Source organism: Mycolicibacterium septicum DSM 44393 (assembly GCF_000455325.1).
GTDB classification, from domain to species: Bacteria; Actinomycetota; Actinomycetes; order Mycobacteriales; family Mycobacteriaceae; genus Mycobacterium; species Mycobacterium septicum.
The window spans coordinates 1,431,488-1,445,284 of sequence record NZ_HG322951.1 but is presented as its reverse complement, the minus strand read 5'-3'; the positions used below and the strand labels follow the sequence as shown (position 1 = coordinate 1,445,284).

Genomic DNA, 13,797 nt, shown 5'->3' with positions numbered 1-13,797 from the left:
TGAGCCCGTGCTGGCTCCGGTTCTGGCGCTGACGATCTTCGTCGTCGCCTTCTGGTTCATCGCCACCGAACGAGCCGACAAGGTCAAGACCGTCCTGGTCGCTGCCGGCCTGATGGCCCTGCTCGGATTGATCCCCGGGGCCGAGGTGTTCCACTCCGAGCACCAGGGCATCGACTGGAACGTCATCTTCCTGCTGCTCGGGATGATGGTCATCGTCGGCGTCATCAAGCAGACCGGGCTCTTCGATTTCCTCGCGATCTGGGCCGCCAAGCGCTCCCGCGGCAATCCGTTCCGGCTGATGGTCATGCTGATGGCGATCACCGCCTTCGCCTCGCCGGTGCTCGACAACGTGACCATCATCCTGCTGATCGCCCCGGTGACCCTGGTGATCTGCGACCGGCTGCGTATCCCGCCGCAGCCCTATCTGATCGCCGAGGTGCTGGCCTCCAACATCGGCGGCGCCGCCACCCTGATCGGAGATCCGCCGAACATCATCATCGGCAGTCGCGCCGGCCTGACCTTCAACGACTTCCTGATCCACATGGCACCGGTCGTGATCATCATCTTCGCGCTGTTCGTTCTGTTCACCCGGGTGCTGTTCCACCGGGACCTGCGTGCCGACCAGATGCAGATCGACGAGGTGATGGCCCTGCAGGAACGACGAGCGATCAAGGACAAGCGCCTGCTGATCCGCTCGCTTCTGGTGCTCAACCTGGTGATCGTCGGGTTCGCGCTGCATTCGGTGTTGCACGTGGCGCCGTCGATCGTCGCGCTGCTGGGTGCCGGGGCGATGCTGCTGGTCACCGACATCGACGTGGCCGAGGTGCTGCCCGAGGTCGAGTGGCCCACCTTGGTGTTCTTCATGGGGCTGTTCGTCATGGTCGCCGGGTTGGTCCACACCGGTGTCATCGGTGCGCTCGGGTCGGTGGCCGAATCGGCATTCGGCGACAACTGGTTCGGGGCGGCGACGGCGCTGCTGTTCGGTTCGGCGATCGTCGGCGCATTCGTCGACAACATTCCCTACACCGCGACGATGACGCCGGTGGTGGAGGACATGGTGGCCCAGGTCCCGGAGGCGCAGACGGGCCAGGCGCTGTGGTGGGCGTTCGCGCTCGGCGCCTGTTTCAGCGGCAACGGCACCGCCATCGCGGCCAGCGCCAACGTGGTGGCCATCGGCATCGCCAAGCGGGCCGGGCATCCGATCAGCTTCTGGCGGTTCACCCGGTACGGGCTCGTGGTCACCGCGCTCAGTACCGCCCTGGCCTGGGTGTACGTCTGGCTGCGGTACTTCTGAGGTGGGCCTACCCAGCAGCGGACATCCAGTGCAGGATCGCCGCCCGCACCTCGGCCGCATGCGGCAACCGCTCGCTGGCCCAGGCCACATAGCCGTCCGGCCGGACCAGCACCGCATCGGGCAGTTCGGGGCGGTTGTCGATCGCCTGCACCACATCGCAGCCGGCGACGTCGACCGGTTCAGCCGTGACGAGAACGAACTTGCCTGCGCGCAGCAGCTCGTAGAGCCGGGTCCCGCCGCAGTCCACATCGGCCATCCGGCGGCCGACCAACCAGTCCTCGTCCTTCGACCGCGGATAGGCGATGCCGATACCGCTGAGCCGTTCGGCCACGAACCGTCGGGCGCGGGGTATCCGCAACACCGTCCCCAACGCGAGCACCCGCAGCCGGCGCGAGGCGGCCGAGCTCAGCACGATCTGGTTGAACGCATCGGTCAACCGGAGCACGCCGGCGCCGACGGGATGACGCTCGCGTTCGTAACTGTCCAGCAGCCACGACGGCGCCTGCCCGTGAACCGCCGACGCCAGCTTCCAGCCCAGGTTGAATGCGTCGCCGAGCCCAGTGTTCATGCCCTGCCCGCCCAGCGGGGAATGCACGTGTGCGGCGTCGCCGGCCAGGAACACCCGGCCCGACCGGTAGTGCCGGGCCTGGCGCCGCTCGCTGAGGAACCGCGAACTCCACCGCATATCGCTCATGCCGAAGTCGTCGCCGGCGATGCGGGTGAACGCGTCGCGCATCTCGTCGAGCGTCACCGGCTCGTCCAGCGGCGCCTGCTCGCGCAGCCGGTCCCACGCGATGGCGCGGAACCAGCCGTCGCCGAACGGCACGAACAACACCACGCCCTCGGTCCCGGTCCGGGCGAACAGCGTCTCCGCGGGCGGCGAGGCCAGCCGGACGTCGGCCAGCAGGATGTGTGTCTCGTACTGTTTGCCGACGAAGTCGATCCCGACCAGTCGTCGCACCGCGCTGTGGGCGCCGTCGCAGCCGACCACGTACTCGGCGCCCAGGCTCTCGCCGCCCGCCAGCTCGACGGTGACACCCTGGCCGTCCTGACGCAGCCCCACCACCTCGGCGCCGCGGCGCACCTGAACGCCCAGTTCCGCAGCCCTGGCCTCGAGCACGTGCTCGGTGCCGCTCTGGGGAACGATCAGCACCATCCCGAACCGGGTCGGCAGTTCCCGCAGATTCAGGGTGGCTCCGCCGGGCGGCGCCACCTCGTGCACCTCGATTCCGCGGCTCAGCAACTGATCGACCAGCCCGCGGCCGTCGAGCATTTCCAGGGTCCGGGCATGCACGGCAAAAGCCCGGGTGATGTTCGGCGTAGAGGTGCGTTCCTCCAGCACCGTGACCGGCGCTCCGCCGAGCGCGAGCTCACACGCCAGCATCAATCCGGTCGGACCGGCGCCGACCACCACGACCTCGCCGGGGGCCATCAGCCGATGCTAGCGATGACCCGCCACGTAGACTGCGTGTTAACCCAAAGCCCTAGCCATAAGGCTGACACCCCGACCCCAACCCGATCGGAGTGCCATGCTCGCCGTTCTGCTCGCCCACGCGGTCGCCACCGCGCTGGCGCCACTTCTGGTGGCCAAATGGGGCCGGCGAGCGTTCTATCCCTTGGCCTTGGTGCCGCTCGGCTCCCTGGTCTGGGTCGGCCTGAACTGGCCGAGCCACGACCGCGTCCCGACCCTGAGCATCCCGTGGGTGCACGAGCTGTCGATGGACATCACGCTGCGGTTCGACTCGCTCGCGGCCATCCTGAGTGTGCTGGTGCTGGCCATCGGAGCTCTCGTCCTCTTCTATTGCGGCGAGTACTTCCACCACCACGACGGCAAGATCGAGAAGCGGCTGCCCAGCTTCGCGGCCGAGCTCGTCGCCTTCTCCGGGTCCATGTTCGGCCTGGTGGTCAGCGACAACATGCTGGTTCTCTACATCTTCTGGGAAACCACCACGGTGTTGTCCTTCCTGCTGGTCGGTCACTACGCCGAACGGGCCACCAGCCGGCGGGCGGCCACCCAGGCATTGCTGGTGACCACGTTCGGCGGCCTGGCGATGCTGGTCGGCATCGTCGTGCTGGGCAACCTGTCGGGCACCTATCTGCTCTCGGAGTTGATCGCCTCCCCGCCGGGCGGCGCGGCGGCCGCGATCGGGGTGGCGCTGATCCTCGTCGGCGCATTGTCGAAATCGGCGATCGTGCCGATGCACTTCTGGCTGCCGGGCGCGATGGCCGCGCCCACTCCCGTCAGCGCGTATCTGCACGCCGCGGCGATGGTCAAGGCCGGTGTCTATCTGGTGGCCCGGATGGCGCCCGGCTTCGCCGAAACTTCGCTGTGGCGGCCGATGGTCGTCGGGCTGGGGTTGCTCACGATGCTGTTGGCCGGCTGGCGGGCAGTCCGTGAATATGACCTGAAACTCATCCTCGCCTTCGGCACGGTCAGCCAGCTCGGCCTGATCACCGTCATGGTCGGCACCGGCGGCAGCGACATGATGCTGGCCGGGCTGGCCATGCTGTGTGCGCACGCGATGTTCAAGGCCGCGCTGTTCATGGTGGTCGGCATCATCGACCACACCACCGGCACCCGCGACATCCGGCGCCTCGCCGGTCTGGGGCGCCACTGCAAGCCGCTGCTGATCATCGCCGCGTGCGCCACCGCGAGCATGGCCGCCCTGCCGCCGTTCTTCGGTTTCGTCGCCAAGGAAGCCGACCTGGAAACCGTGCTGCACAGCCCGGCGCTCGGCTCCGCGGCTCCATGGGTGCTGACCGGCATCGTGGTGGGCTCGGTGTTCACCACCATCTACAGCCTGCGCTTCGTGTGGGGCGCGTTCGCCGACAAAGGGTTGCCGAAACCGAGCACCCGCGTCGTTGAAATGCACCGTCCGTCAACCACTTTCCTGACCGCACCGGCAATCCTCGCCGCGGCAGGCCTGGCCTTCGGGCTGTGGCCCGCCGGAATGGACGCGGTGCTCGACGAATACGCCAACACCATGCCCGGCGGGTCCGGCTACCACCTGGCCCTGTGGCACGGATTCGGCCTGCCGCTGCTGCTCTCGGTGGTGGTGCTGGCCGTCGGTACCGTGGTGTTCTTCGGCCGGAACCGCCTGCCCCGCACCCGGTTCGCCTATCAGCCGCTGGGCAACGCCGACCGCATCTACGACGCGGTGATCCGCGGCCTGGATGTCGCCTCGGTGCGGCTGACCGGCGAGACCCAGCGCGGATCGCTGCCGGCCACACAGTCGGTGATCCTGTCGACACTGGTGGTGCTGCCCATCGTGATGCTGGCGCTGGGCGCCCGGGACCGGCCGGACTTTCAGCTGTGGGATTCCCCGCTGCAGGTGGTGGTCGGGTTGCTGATGCTGGCCGCCGCGATCGGGGCGACGGTGATGCGCAACCGCCTGGCCGCGGTCCTGCTGGTCGGGGTGACCGGCTACGGCTGCGGCGCGATCTTCGCCTTCCACGGCGCACCCGATCTGGCCCTGACCCAATTCCTGGTCGAGACACTGGTTTTGGTGATCTTCGTGCTGGTCCTGCGGATCCTTCCGGCCGAGGCCAACGCCACCAACATCAACCGTCACCGGCTGCCACGCGCCGCCCTGGCACTGGCGGTGGGCGCCGCGGTCACGACACTGGCGGTCTTCGCGATGGCCGCGCGCAACGGGGTGGGCATCGCCGAGCTGATCCCCGACGCGGCGTACTACCGCGGGCACGGCGCCAATGCGGTCAACGTGCTGCTGGTCGACATCCGTGCCTGGGACACCATGGGTGAAGTCATGGTGTTGCTGGTGGCCGCGACCGGGGTGGCGTCGCTGGTGTTCCGGCACCGTCGATTCGGTGCCGCGCCGCGCGTCAGCTCGGCGGTCGGCAGTACGGCGGTCGGCCAGCCCGACATCGGTCCCATCGGGGCGTACAGCCCGGCCGTCGGCGACGTCACCTGGTTGCGCGGCAGCGAGCTGCGCGACCCCCGGCACCGTTCGCTGGTGCTGGAGGTAGCGACCCGCGTCATCTTCCCGCTCATCATGGTGCTCTCGGCCTACTTCTTCTTCGCCGGCCACAACACCCCCGGCGGTGGCTTCGCCGGCGGGTTGACCGCGGGCCTGGCGCTCGTGCTGCGGTACCTGGCCGGCGGCCGCTATGAGCTCGGCGAGACGCTGCCGCTCGACGCGGGCAAGATCCTCGGCACCGGCCTAGGCCTCTCGGCGGGAACGGCGGTCGCGTCAATCCTGTTGGGAGCTCCCGCATTGTCCTCGGCCGTTCTGCATTTCGACGTGCCGGTACTCGGTTCGGTCAAGATGGTGACCGCGTTGTTCTTCGATCTGGGGGTGTATCTCATCGTCGTCGGTTTGGTGCTGGACATCTTGCGCAGCCTCGGCGCCCGCGTGGATGCGGAGATGGCCCGATGACGACATTCCTGGTGCCGCTGATCATCATCGGCGGCCTCACCAGCACCGGCGTGTACCTGCTGCTGGAACGCAACCTGACCCGGATGTTGTTGGGGCTGTTGCTGATCGGCAACGCGGTCAACCTGTTGATCCTGACCGTCGGTGGCAAGTCGGGTAATCCACCGATCCGCGGGCGCACCAGCAACGGCGCCACCACCGACGCCGATCCGCTGGCCCAGGGCATGATCCTCACCGCGATCGTCATCAGCATGGGGCTGGCCGCGTTCGTACTGGCGCTGGCATACCGCTCGTATCGCCTCACCACGGTCGAAGAAGTCAGCAACGATCCCGAGGACACCCGGGTGTCGCAACAGGCGGGCCCGGAGGAAGAAGTCATTCCGCTGGCCGATCCCAACCGCGACACCGACGCACCCGACGAACTCGATGCGCTGCCGGGATTCGAGGGGTCGAAGTGATCCAGCGAGAAGCGAAGGCGGATCGCGCATGAACGCCGCCCAGGCCCTGATCCCGTTGCCGGTGCTGATCCCGGCGCTCGCCGCGGCCGCGACGCTCGTGGCCGGGCGCCGGCCCCGGTTGCAGCGTCTCATCACCCAGTTCGCGCTGACGGCGGTGGTCGTGGTGTGCGCGGCGCTGGTGTACCTGGCCGACCGGGACGGCACGCTGGTCCTGCACGTCGGTGGCTGGGGTCAGAGCGTGCCGGGCATGGGGCCGTTGGGCATCACCCTGGTGGTGGACCGGCTTTCGGCGCTCATGCTCGTGGTGTCGGCCATCGTGCTGCTGGCAGTGGTCGCGTACGCCATCGGGCAGGGTATCCGCGACGGCGACGAACGCCAGCCGACCTCGATCTTCCTGCCCACCTATCTGGTGCTGTCGGCCGGTGTGTGCACCGCGTTCCTGGCGGGTGACCTGTTCAATCTGTTCGTCGGCTTCGAGGTGCTGCTGGCCGCGAGCTTCGTCCTGCTGACCATCGGTGCCAGCGAGGACCGCGTCCGGGCGGGCATCTCCTACGTGCTGGTGTCGATGGTGTCCTCGCTGATCTTCCTAATCGGCATCGCGCTGGTGTACGCGGCGACCGGGACGCTGAACATGGCCGAGCTGGCGTTGCGCCTCGACGACATCCCGTCGGGCACCCGCACCGCACTGTTCGCGGTGCTGCTCGTGGCGTTCGGCATCAAGGCCGCGGTGTTCCCGCTGTCGACGTGGCTACCCGACTCCTACCCCACCGCGCCTGCGCCGGTCACCGCGGTGTTCGCCGGCTTGCTGACGAAAGTCGGTGTGTACGCGATCATCCGGGCCCATTCGCTGCTGTTCCCGGGCGGCGGGCTGGACAACGTCCTCCTGGTGGCGGGCCTTCTCACCATGGTCATCGGCATCCTCGGTGCGATCGCCCAGAGCGACATCAAGCGACTGTTGTCCTTCACGCTCGTCAGCCACATCGGCTACATGGTGTTCGGTGTCGCGCTCGCCAACCAACTCGGCATGTCCGGTGCGATCTACTACGTGGCCCACCACATCGTCGTGCAGACGACGCTGTTCTTGGTCGTCGGTCTGATCGAGCGGCAGGCCGGGGCCTCGACGTTGCAACGACTGGGCGGGCTGGCCGCGGCGAGCCCGGTACTGGCGTTCGTGTTCGTGGTGCCTGCGCTCAACCTCGGAGGGATCCCGCCCTTCTCGGGATTCGTCGGCAAGGTGGCACTGCTGGAGGCGGGCGCCGAGAACGGTTCGCCACTGGCCTGGATCCTGGTGGCCGGCAGTGTGGTCACCAGCCTGCTGACGCTCTACGTGGTGGCGCGGGTGTGGACGAAGGCGTTCTGGCGGGCTCGCGCCGACGCACCCGAGGGACACCTGGCCGGGGCGGCACCGGCGGTGCTGCTCGACGACATCGAGGACATCGAATTCGCCGACCGGGACAGCGTGGGACGCATGCCGATGGGAATGTTGGCTCCGACAGGCCTTTTGATCGCGGTCGGGCTGGCGTTGACCGTGGCGGCCGGGCCGATCTTCTCCTACAGCGAGCGCGCGGCGGCCGAAGTGCTGGACCGTGGACAGTACATCTCGGCGGTGCTCGGAGGTGACGAGCGATGATGAGGTGGCTGCTGCTCCGGGCCTGGATCCTGTGCTGGCTGATGCTGGTATGGGTGCTGTTGTGGGGCAGCATCTCGGCGGCCAACGTGCTGTCGGGCCTGGCCATCGCCTTGGTGATCACCTTGCTGCTGCCGCTGCCCGCCGTGCCGGTGGAGGGCAAGGTCCATCTGTTGTCGCTGGCGCGGTTGGTCTTTCAGGTCTCCGTCTGGCTGGTGATGTCCTCGTTCCAGATGGCGTGGCTCGCGGTCAGGCCGGGGCCGCTGCCGGTCAACGCGGTGTTGCGGGCGCATCTGGCGATCAAGTCGGATCTGGTCCTGGCACTCGGCGTCAACATCATCAACCTGACCCCGGGAACCATCGTGCTGGAGATCGACCAGACGCGACGGCTTATCTACGTACACGTCGTCGACGTGGGTTCCGACCGGGCGATCAACCGGTTCCACAGCCAGATCACCACGCTGCAACGGCTTTTGGTGGCGGCCTTCGAGCGCGAGTCGGACTGGCGCCCTGCGGCCAACAAGGAGGGCACATGAGCACCGTATGGACGATTGCCGCGGTCATGCTGACGGCCGCCGCCGCGATCACGATGTTTCGCCTGCTGGCCGGGCCGAGCACCCTGGACCGGCTGGTCGCGCTGGACACCCTGGTGGCCGTCACACTGTGCGGTATCGGAACCTGGGCCGCGTACAGCCTCGACACCACGGTGACCTACAGCCTGACCGCGTTGGCGCTGATCAGCTTTGTCGGTTCGGTGAGCGTGGCGCGATTCCGCGTGCCCGATACCGATGAACCGCGGCAGAAGTGGGTGCCATGAACATCCTCGACATCGTCACCGCGGTCCTGATCCTGGCCGGGTCGACGCTGGCCTTGACCGCGGCGATCGGCATTGTGCGGTTCGGCGACACCATGTCGCGGATGCATTCGGCGACCAAGCCCCAGGTGCTCGGTCTGCTGCTGGTGCTGGTCGGCGCGGCGATCCGGCTCCGGGGCCACGCCGATGTCGGCATGTTGATCCTCACCGGTTTGTTCACGCTGATCACCGCGCCGGTGATCGCCAACCGGGTAGGACAGCTGGCCTACCGTGAGCAGCGCAACCGGGAGAACCTACTGACCCGCGACGAGATGGCGGAGTTCGGGGAGACTGAAGGCGATGGCCAGAACTGACGACGACAGCTGGGATGTCACCGAGAGCGTGGGTGCGACCGCGCTCGCGGTCGCCATGGCACGCGCCAACGAGACCGTCTCGGAAACCCCGTTGTTCACCGACCCGTACGCACAGATGTTCCTCGATGCGGCAGCAGCACGGGGGTGGCGCCCACCCACCGGCGCGATGGCCCAGCGGATCCGCGCCATCGGGAATTACGCCGCGTCCCGGACCAAGTGGTTCGACGAGTTCTTCCTCGCCGCCGGCGCAGCGGGTATCCGTCAGTCGGTGATCCTGGCGGCCGGTCTGGATGCCCGCGCGTGGCGGCTGCCCTGGATCCACGACAGCGTGGTGTTCGAGATCGACCAACCGCAGGTGCTGCAGTTCAAGGAGGAGGTTCTGACCTCCCACCGGGTTACGCCCAAGGCCCGGCACGTCGCCGTCCCGGTCGACCTGCGCCAGGATTGGCCGAAGGCCTTGCGGGATGCGGGTTTCGACGCGAGCGAGCCCACGGCGTGGTCGGTCGAAGGGCTGCTGCCCTACCTGCCCGCCGACGCGCAGGACCTGCTGTTCGAGCGCATCACCGAACTGTCGGCACGGGACAGCCGGATCGCGGTCGAGGCGTTCACCGCCGGGTTCTTCTCCGAAGATCACCTGGCCCAGCGCCGTGAGCGCATCGCGCAGATGCGCGCTGAGGCCGCCGAGGCCGGTGATGACCTGCCTGACCCGGAACGGCTGTGGTTCGTCGAGGACCGCGCCCACGTCCCCGACTGGCTCAACGAACACTGCTGGGACGTCGGGGCACTGCCCGCCGATGACCTGATGGCGCGCTACCACCGCTCCCTGCCTGCCGATACCACCGAGGGCACCATGTCCACGGAGTTCGTCGAAGGCGTTCTGCTCGAAAAATAGTCGGGACGACCGAGATTCGGCAGCGAGTGGTTGCCGCTTCGACCACGCTCACTCCGAAAGCTGGAACTCCACCATCGCGGTGACGGTGTCCACAGCCTCGCTGAGTACCTCGACGCGTGCCGCCTCCGACGGCGCGGCCAACAGCGCGTAGCGGTCGGCCTGGCCCATGGGCAACCGAGCCGCCAAGGCGTACAAGTGGTTCTCCGAGTCGACGCTGGCCGACTCGACGATCTCGCGGCTGCGGATCGGTGTCCCGCGAGCCTCCCCGATGCGGTCCAGCAGCGCCACCATCCGGTCCTCCACGTTGCTGATGCGGGCGGCGTCCGCCGCGCCGTCGGGTTCGTCGGGCCACAGCTCGATCTCGGCGCGCGGATACGGATCGTCGTCGAGCCAGCGCTGCACCCGGATGCGGTCACCCATCACGCACAGCAGTCGGTACTTGCCGACACCGAACTCCTGGCAGTCCACGATCTTGGCCAGCGCCCCGACGTCGCACCGCCGGTCACCGCCGCCCACCTCGCGGCCGGCAGAGATCAGCACGACCCCGAAAGACGGCTCCGACATGGCCATACAGTCGCCCACCATCGCCACATAGCGCGGTTCGAAGATCCGCAACGGCAACTCCTGGCCGGGCAACATGGCCACTTCGAGTGGAAACATCGGTGAGACCGTCATGAGGCCAGGATCGTCCTCGCCCTTGGGTTGGTCAATGCGCCCGAGCCGGTAACCTCGGATGATGCCACCGTCAGCGGAGCTTGAGGCAACCCGCACGCTGCTGTCCGATCCGGGGTACACCGACCTCGACGCGGTCGACCGCCAACTGATCGAATTGCTGCAGGCTGACGGCCGCATTCCCTACGCGGAGCTGGGCCGCAGGGCGGGCATCACGGAAAAGACTGCACGCCGCCGAGTTTCGAGATTGCTGGACGAGGGCTACATCACCATCGCCGCCATCACCGATCCGGCGGTCCTCGGGTTCGGCTCGCTGGGGCTGGCCCTGTTGACCGTCGACGGATCGCGCACGCCCGTCGAACTCGCCGCCGAACTCGCCCTGCTGGCCGAATCCGATTACGTGACGGCGACGACGGGGCCGTATGGCGTGGTGCTGGAGTTGGTCTGCACCGACCCTCGCGAACTTCACGATGTGGCGTTCGGCAAGATCGCGACGCTGCCGGGGGTGCGCTCGGTCGAACTGCTTCCCTACCTGCGGTTGCACTATCAGCAGGCCCGGCTGTCCGGGGTGCTGGCCGACGGCGCGGTGCGGCCGCGTGCGCTCGACGACATCGACCGCGCGATCCTGACGCGCCTCGCCGTCGACGGCCGCGCCGCCTTCCGCGACTTCGCTTCCGCGCTGGGCTTGTCCGAGACCACCATCCGGTCGCGCTACAGCCGGATGGTGGAGACGGGTGCGGCCCGGGTGATGTGCATCGCCAACCCGCTACGGCTGGGCTACCGCCACAGCAGCTGGGTGGCGCTCCGCGCCGACGGCTGGGCCGGCGCCCAGAAGGTCGCCGAGGCGCTGACCCGGGTGGAAGGAGTGTCGTATGTGGCGCTGACGGCCGGTCGTTGGGATGTCCTGGCCGAGGTGGTCACCGCCCGGGGCGAGGACCTGCTCACCGTGCTCGACGAGAGCATCCGTGGCCTGGACGGAGTCACCGCGATGCAGGCCTGGCCCTACTTCACGGTGCACTACAAGGCAATTCATCCCCGAGATGTCAGCCCGGCACCTTTTTGTTGATCGCGTCGACCACGGTCGCGTCCCGGTCACCCAGCACGCACATGGCACCGATGAACGAGGTCCAGATGTACGGATTCTTCTTCATCCCCGCATAGCCGTTCTCCGCCAGCAACTCGACCATGCCGAGCTGGGTCGCCTCATCCATCGACGCGTATTCCCGGCAGGTGGTCGACATCCCGTTGGGTGGCGGGGTGCTGGCCCTGCCACTGGTCCCGGGGGACGGGAAAACCGGGGTCGACGGCGACGCCGTTCCGCTCGGCCGGCGTGTGGTGGTCGTGGTGGTGGAGATCCCGGTCTGATCCGGATCGGCCATCGGTGTTCCGGCCGTGACTGTGCCGCAGCCCGAGAGGGCGAAGCCCGCAACAACGATCCCCGTCACGATCCGCAGCCGCATAGCCCTCATCCTTACAGTTGGAGTTCACCGATCAGGGCGTCGACGACTGCGCGGAGGTCGCCGTCGTTCTCCTCGGCCACCCGGCGCTGTCGTTGGTACGAGCCGCCGCCGCGGTAGATGTCGGTCACCGCGGCGAGCTCATCGGCACACCCCAGTGACTTGGCAACCGGCTCAAGGTGATTCAGCAGTTCATCGAGGTCCTCGGTGACCAACCGCTCGTTGCTGTCCGCGTCCAGGATGATCACGGCGTCCAGGCCATAGCGGGCCGCGCGCCACTTGTTCTCCTGCACATGCCAGGGCGGCATGGTCGGCAACTGTTCACCGGCGTCGAGCCTGCGGTCCAGATCAACGATCAGGCAGTGGGTCAGCGCGACCAGCGCGCCCAGCTCACGCACATTCGACACTCCGTCGAAGATCCGCACCTCGATCGTGCCGAGGTGCGGCGACGGTCTGATGTCCCAACGAATCTCGTTGAGGTGGTCGATGATGCCGGTCTTCTTCTGATCGTGGACGAAGCCCTCGAACTCCGACCAGGTCTGGAATTGGAACGGCAGACCCGCAGTGGGCAGCTGCTGGAACATCATCGCCCGATTGCTCGCGTACCCGGTGTCCTCGCCTTCCCAGAACGGGGACGACGCCGAGAGTGCCAGCAGATGCGGGTACTGATTCAGCAGCGAGGAGATGATCGGCATCACCTTGTGCGCCGAGGAGATCCCGACGTGCACGTGCACACCCCAGATCGTCATCTGCCGGCCCCACCACTGGGTGCGCTTGATCAGCTCGGCATATCGCGGCGCGTCGGTCAGCTGCTGTGCCGACCATTTCGCGAACGGATGGGTACCCGCGCAGAACAGCTCCATGCCGCGGTCGTGCACGATCTTGCGCACGGGGCCCAGGGTGCCGCGCAGGTCATCCATCGCCTCACCGGTGTTCTCACAGATTCCGGTGACGATCTCGATGGTGTTGCGCAGCAACTCCTTGTGCACGTGCGGGCTCTCGCCGACCTCGGCGATCACCTCGGCAGCGCCGTTGCTCAGATCACGAGTGTCGGCGTCGACGAGAGCGAACTCCCATTCGACGCCGACAGTGGGCCGGGGCGACCCGGCGAAATCGATACGGCTGTCAGCCGGCGCCGATAACACCGCACGCCACCCGGCTTCCGGCGTCGCCGGTGGCCATGGTCGCCTGATCGGGACCAGGTGCGCCGCCGACAACCTGCTGGTACTTCTCCGGCGGGATGTTGGCGAAGTTGTCCGCCTTCTCGTGGATGATGATGGCGGTCTTCGTGCCGCCGAGCAGATCCTCGGCAGTGAACGCGTCAGTGGTGGTCACCAGCTTGCCCGAGCCGTCGGCGCGGACCTGCAGGGAGCTCAGGTCTCCGCTGGAGGGGTGCCCCGAGTGTCCGGAAACCTGGAAATGGCCGCCGGCCGAGTTGAAGTCGCCGGGCGCGCCGCCGGTCGGGGCCACCGAGTTGGCCTCGCACTTACCGACCGAGTGGATGTGCAGGCCGTGGAACCCGGGTGCCAGCTTGCCCGGAGAGGTGGTCTCGACCGTCACGGTCGCGAAGCCGTCGGCGAACTGGAAGTCGGCCGTTGCCACGGACGTTCCGTCGGCGGTCTTGATCTCCGCGGTGAGGGTCTCTCCGCCACTGGTGCCCTGCGCGCCACTCCCGCCGTGCTCACCGGGAGCAGCCGACGGGGACGGCGATCCGGTCCAGATCGCCGGAGTGGTACCGGGCGTGTCGGACGGCACCTGACCGGGAGGGCTGCAGGCGCTCAGCGCGACAACAGGGGCGGCAAACAGTATGGCAACACTGACGGGCTTCAGCATGGC

The 13,797-nt window shown here is 67.7% G+C and carries 15 protein-coding genes; 10 read left to right on the top strand and 5 right to left on the bottom strand.

Annotated features, from left to right (window positions below; genetic code table 11):
* Positions 1 to 7 precede the first annotated feature (7 nt).
* Positions 8 to 1,294, top strand: coding sequence for an ArsB/NhaD family transporter (locus TX88_RS06665; RefSeq protein ID WP_044515556.1), 1,287 nt, complete (start codon positions 8 to 10; stop codon positions 1,292 to 1,294).
* Between the two features lie 7 nt (positions 1,295 to 1,301).
* Here the strand turns inward: TX88_RS06665 and TX88_RS06660 are convergent, their stop codons facing one another.
* Complete coding sequence (locus tag TX88_RS06660; RefSeq protein ID WP_044515555.1) at positions 1,302 to 2,726, bottom strand: FAD-dependent monooxygenase; 1,425 nt, start codon at positions 2,724 to 2,726, stop codon at positions 1,302 to 1,304.
* A 97-nt stretch (positions 2,727 to 2,823) separates the two neighbouring features.
* Between TX88_RS06660 and TX88_RS06655 the strand changes: the two genes are divergently transcribed.
* From TX88_RS06655 to TX88_RS06625, 7 genes are read left to right on the top strand one after another with little or no spacing between them, the layout of a single operon-like run.
* The gene (locus TX88_RS06655) at positions 2,824 to 5,691 is read left to right on the top strand and encodes a Na+/H+ antiporter subunit A (RefSeq protein ID WP_044515553.1); all 2,868 of its coding nucleotides are present in this window, start codon (positions 2,824 to 2,826) and stop codon (positions 5,689 to 5,691) included.
* A complete protein-coding gene (locus TX88_RS06650; protein WP_044515551.1) occupies positions 5,688 to 6,146 on the top strand; it encodes a Na(+)/H(+) antiporter subunit C in 459 nt (152 codons plus the stop codon). Before TX88_RS06655 ends, TX88_RS06650 begins: the two co-directional genes overlap by 4 nt.
* Before the next feature lie 28 nt (positions 6,147 to 6,174).
* Positions 6,175 to 7,776 (top strand): Na+/H+ antiporter subunit D, encoded by a 1,602-nt coding sequence (locus TX88_RS06645; RefSeq protein ID WP_044515550.1) that lies wholly within the window; start codon positions 6,175 to 6,177, stop codon positions 7,774 to 7,776.
* Positions 7,776 to 8,309, top strand: coding sequence for a Na+/H+ antiporter subunit E (locus tag TX88_RS06640; RefSeq protein ID WP_044515549.1), 534 nt, complete (start codon positions 7,776 to 7,778; stop codon positions 8,307 to 8,309). The genes TX88_RS06645 and TX88_RS06640 overlap by 1 nt, the downstream gene beginning before the upstream one ends.
* The gene (locus TX88_RS06635; RefSeq protein WP_044515547.1) at positions 8,306 to 8,590 is read left to right on the top strand and encodes a monovalent cation/H+ antiporter complex subunit F; all 285 of its coding nucleotides are present in this window, start codon (positions 8,306 to 8,308) and stop codon (positions 8,588 to 8,590) included. The genes TX88_RS06640 and TX88_RS06635 overlap by 4 nt, the downstream gene beginning before the upstream one ends.
* Positions 8,587 to 8,940 (top strand): monovalent cation/H(+) antiporter subunit G, encoded by a 354-nt coding sequence (gene mnhG, locus TX88_RS06630; RefSeq protein WP_044515545.1) that lies wholly within the window; start codon positions 8,587 to 8,589, stop codon positions 8,938 to 8,940. The genes TX88_RS06635 and mnhG overlap by 4 nt, the downstream gene beginning before the upstream one ends.
* Complete coding sequence (locus TX88_RS06625) at positions 8,927 to 9,832, top strand: SAM-dependent methyltransferase (RefSeq protein WP_044515544.1); 906 nt, start codon at positions 8,927 to 8,929, stop codon at positions 9,830 to 9,832. The genes mnhG and TX88_RS06625 overlap by 14 nt, the downstream gene beginning before the upstream one ends.
* A 48-nt stretch (positions 9,833 to 9,880) precedes the next feature.
* On the opposite strand, the gene TX88_RS06620 is transcribed toward TX88_RS06625, so the two are convergent.
* On the bottom strand, positions 9,881 to 10,507 hold the full coding sequence (locus TX88_RS06620) for an LON peptidase substrate-binding domain-containing protein (protein WP_044515543.1): 627 nt from the start codon (positions 10,505 to 10,507) through the stop codon (positions 9,881 to 9,883).
* A 61-nt stretch (positions 10,508 to 10,568) separates the two neighbouring features.
* Between TX88_RS06620 and TX88_RS06615 the strand changes: the two genes are divergently transcribed.
* Positions 10,569 to 11,570 (top strand): Lrp/AsnC family transcriptional regulator, encoded by a 1,002-nt coding sequence (locus TX88_RS06615; RefSeq protein WP_044519156.1) that lies wholly within the window; start codon positions 10,569 to 10,571, stop codon positions 11,568 to 11,570.
* On the opposite strand, the gene TX88_RS34960 is transcribed toward TX88_RS06615, so the two are convergent.
* Entirely contained in the window at positions 11,548 to 11,691 is a 144-nt protein-coding gene (locus TX88_RS34960) for a hypothetical protein (protein ID WP_244438375.1), read from the bottom strand. The two genes, TX88_RS06615 and TX88_RS34960, sit on opposite strands and share 23 nt — an antisense overlap.
* Here TX88_RS34960 and TX88_RS34955 point away from each other — a divergent pair.
* On the top strand, positions 11,690 to 11,869 hold the full coding sequence (locus TX88_RS34955; RefSeq protein WP_244438374.1) for a hypothetical protein: 180 nt from the start codon (positions 11,690 to 11,692) through the stop codon (positions 11,867 to 11,869). The two genes, TX88_RS34960 and TX88_RS34955, sit on opposite strands and share 2 nt — an antisense overlap.
* A gap of 106 nt (positions 11,870 to 11,975) precedes the next feature.
* On the opposite strand, the gene TX88_RS06605 is transcribed toward TX88_RS34955, so the two are convergent.
* Positions 11,976 to 13,106, bottom strand: a complete 1,131-nt coding sequence (locus tag TX88_RS06605) for a glutamate--cysteine ligase (RefSeq protein WP_044515541.1) — start codon at positions 13,104 to 13,106, stop codon at positions 11,976 to 11,978.
* Positions 13,087 to 13,794: a superoxide dismutase[Cu-Zn] gene (gene sodC / locus TX88_RS06600; protein ID WP_044515538.1), complete on the bottom strand. Its 708-nt coding sequence runs from the start codon at positions 13,792 to 13,794 to the stop codon at positions 13,087 to 13,089. Before sodC ends, TX88_RS06605 begins: the two co-directional genes overlap by 20 nt.
* Positions 13,795 to 13,797 lie beyond the last annotated feature (3 nt).

What these genes read in the sequence shown, in the direction of transcription:
- TX88_RS06660 (WP_044515555.1), bottom strand. Translation starts at nt 2,726, where the DNA reads ATGGCCCCCGGCGAGGTCGTGGTGGTCGGCGCCGGTCCGACCGGATTG.
- TX88_RS06655 (WP_044515553.1), top strand. Translation starts at nt 2,824, where the DNA reads ATGCTCGCCGTTCTGCTCGCCCACGCGGTCGCCACCGCGCTGGCGCCA.
- TX88_RS06650 (WP_044515551.1), top strand. Translation starts at nt 5,688, where the DNA reads ATGACGACATTCCTGGTGCCGCTGATCATCATCGGCGGCCTCACCAGC.
- TX88_RS06645 (WP_044515550.1), top strand. Translation starts at nt 6,175, where the DNA reads ATGAACGCCGCCCAGGCCCTGATCCCGTTGCCGGTGCTGATCCCGGCG.
- TX88_RS06640 (WP_044515549.1), top strand. Translation starts at nt 7,776, where the DNA reads ATGAGGTGGCTGCTGCTCCGGGCCTGGATCCTGTGCTGGCTGATGCTG.
- TX88_RS06635 (WP_044515547.1), top strand. Translation starts at nt 8,306, where the DNA reads ATGAGCACCGTATGGACGATTGCCGCGGTCATGCTGACGGCCGCCGCC.
- mnhG (WP_044515545.1), top strand. Translation starts at nt 8,587, where the DNA reads ATGAACATCCTCGACATCGTCACCGCGGTCCTGATCCTGGCCGGGTCG.
- TX88_RS06625 (WP_044515544.1), top strand. Translation starts at nt 8,927, where the DNA reads ATGGCCAGAACTGACGACGACAGCTGGGATGTCACCGAGAGCGTGGGT.
- TX88_RS06620 (WP_044515543.1), bottom strand. Translation starts at nt 10,507, where the DNA reads ATGACGGTCTCACCGATGTTTCCACTCGAAGTGGCCATGTTGCCCGGC.
- TX88_RS06615 (WP_044519156.1), top strand. Translation starts at nt 10,569, where the DNA reads ATGCCACCGTCAGCGGAGCTTGAGGCAACCCGCACGCTGCTGTCCGAT.
- TX88_RS34955 (WP_244438374.1), top strand. Translation starts at nt 11,690, where the DNA reads ATGCCGAGCTGGGTCGCCTCATCCATCGACGCGTATTCCCGGCAGGTG.
- TX88_RS34960 (WP_244438375.1), bottom strand. Translation starts at nt 11,691, where the DNA reads ATGGTCGAGTTGCTGGCGGAGAACGGCTATGCGGGGATGAAGAAGAAT.
- sodC (WP_044515538.1), bottom strand. Translation starts at nt 13,794, where the DNA reads ATGCTGAAGCCCGTCAGTGTTGCCATACTGTTTGCCGCCCCTGTTGTC.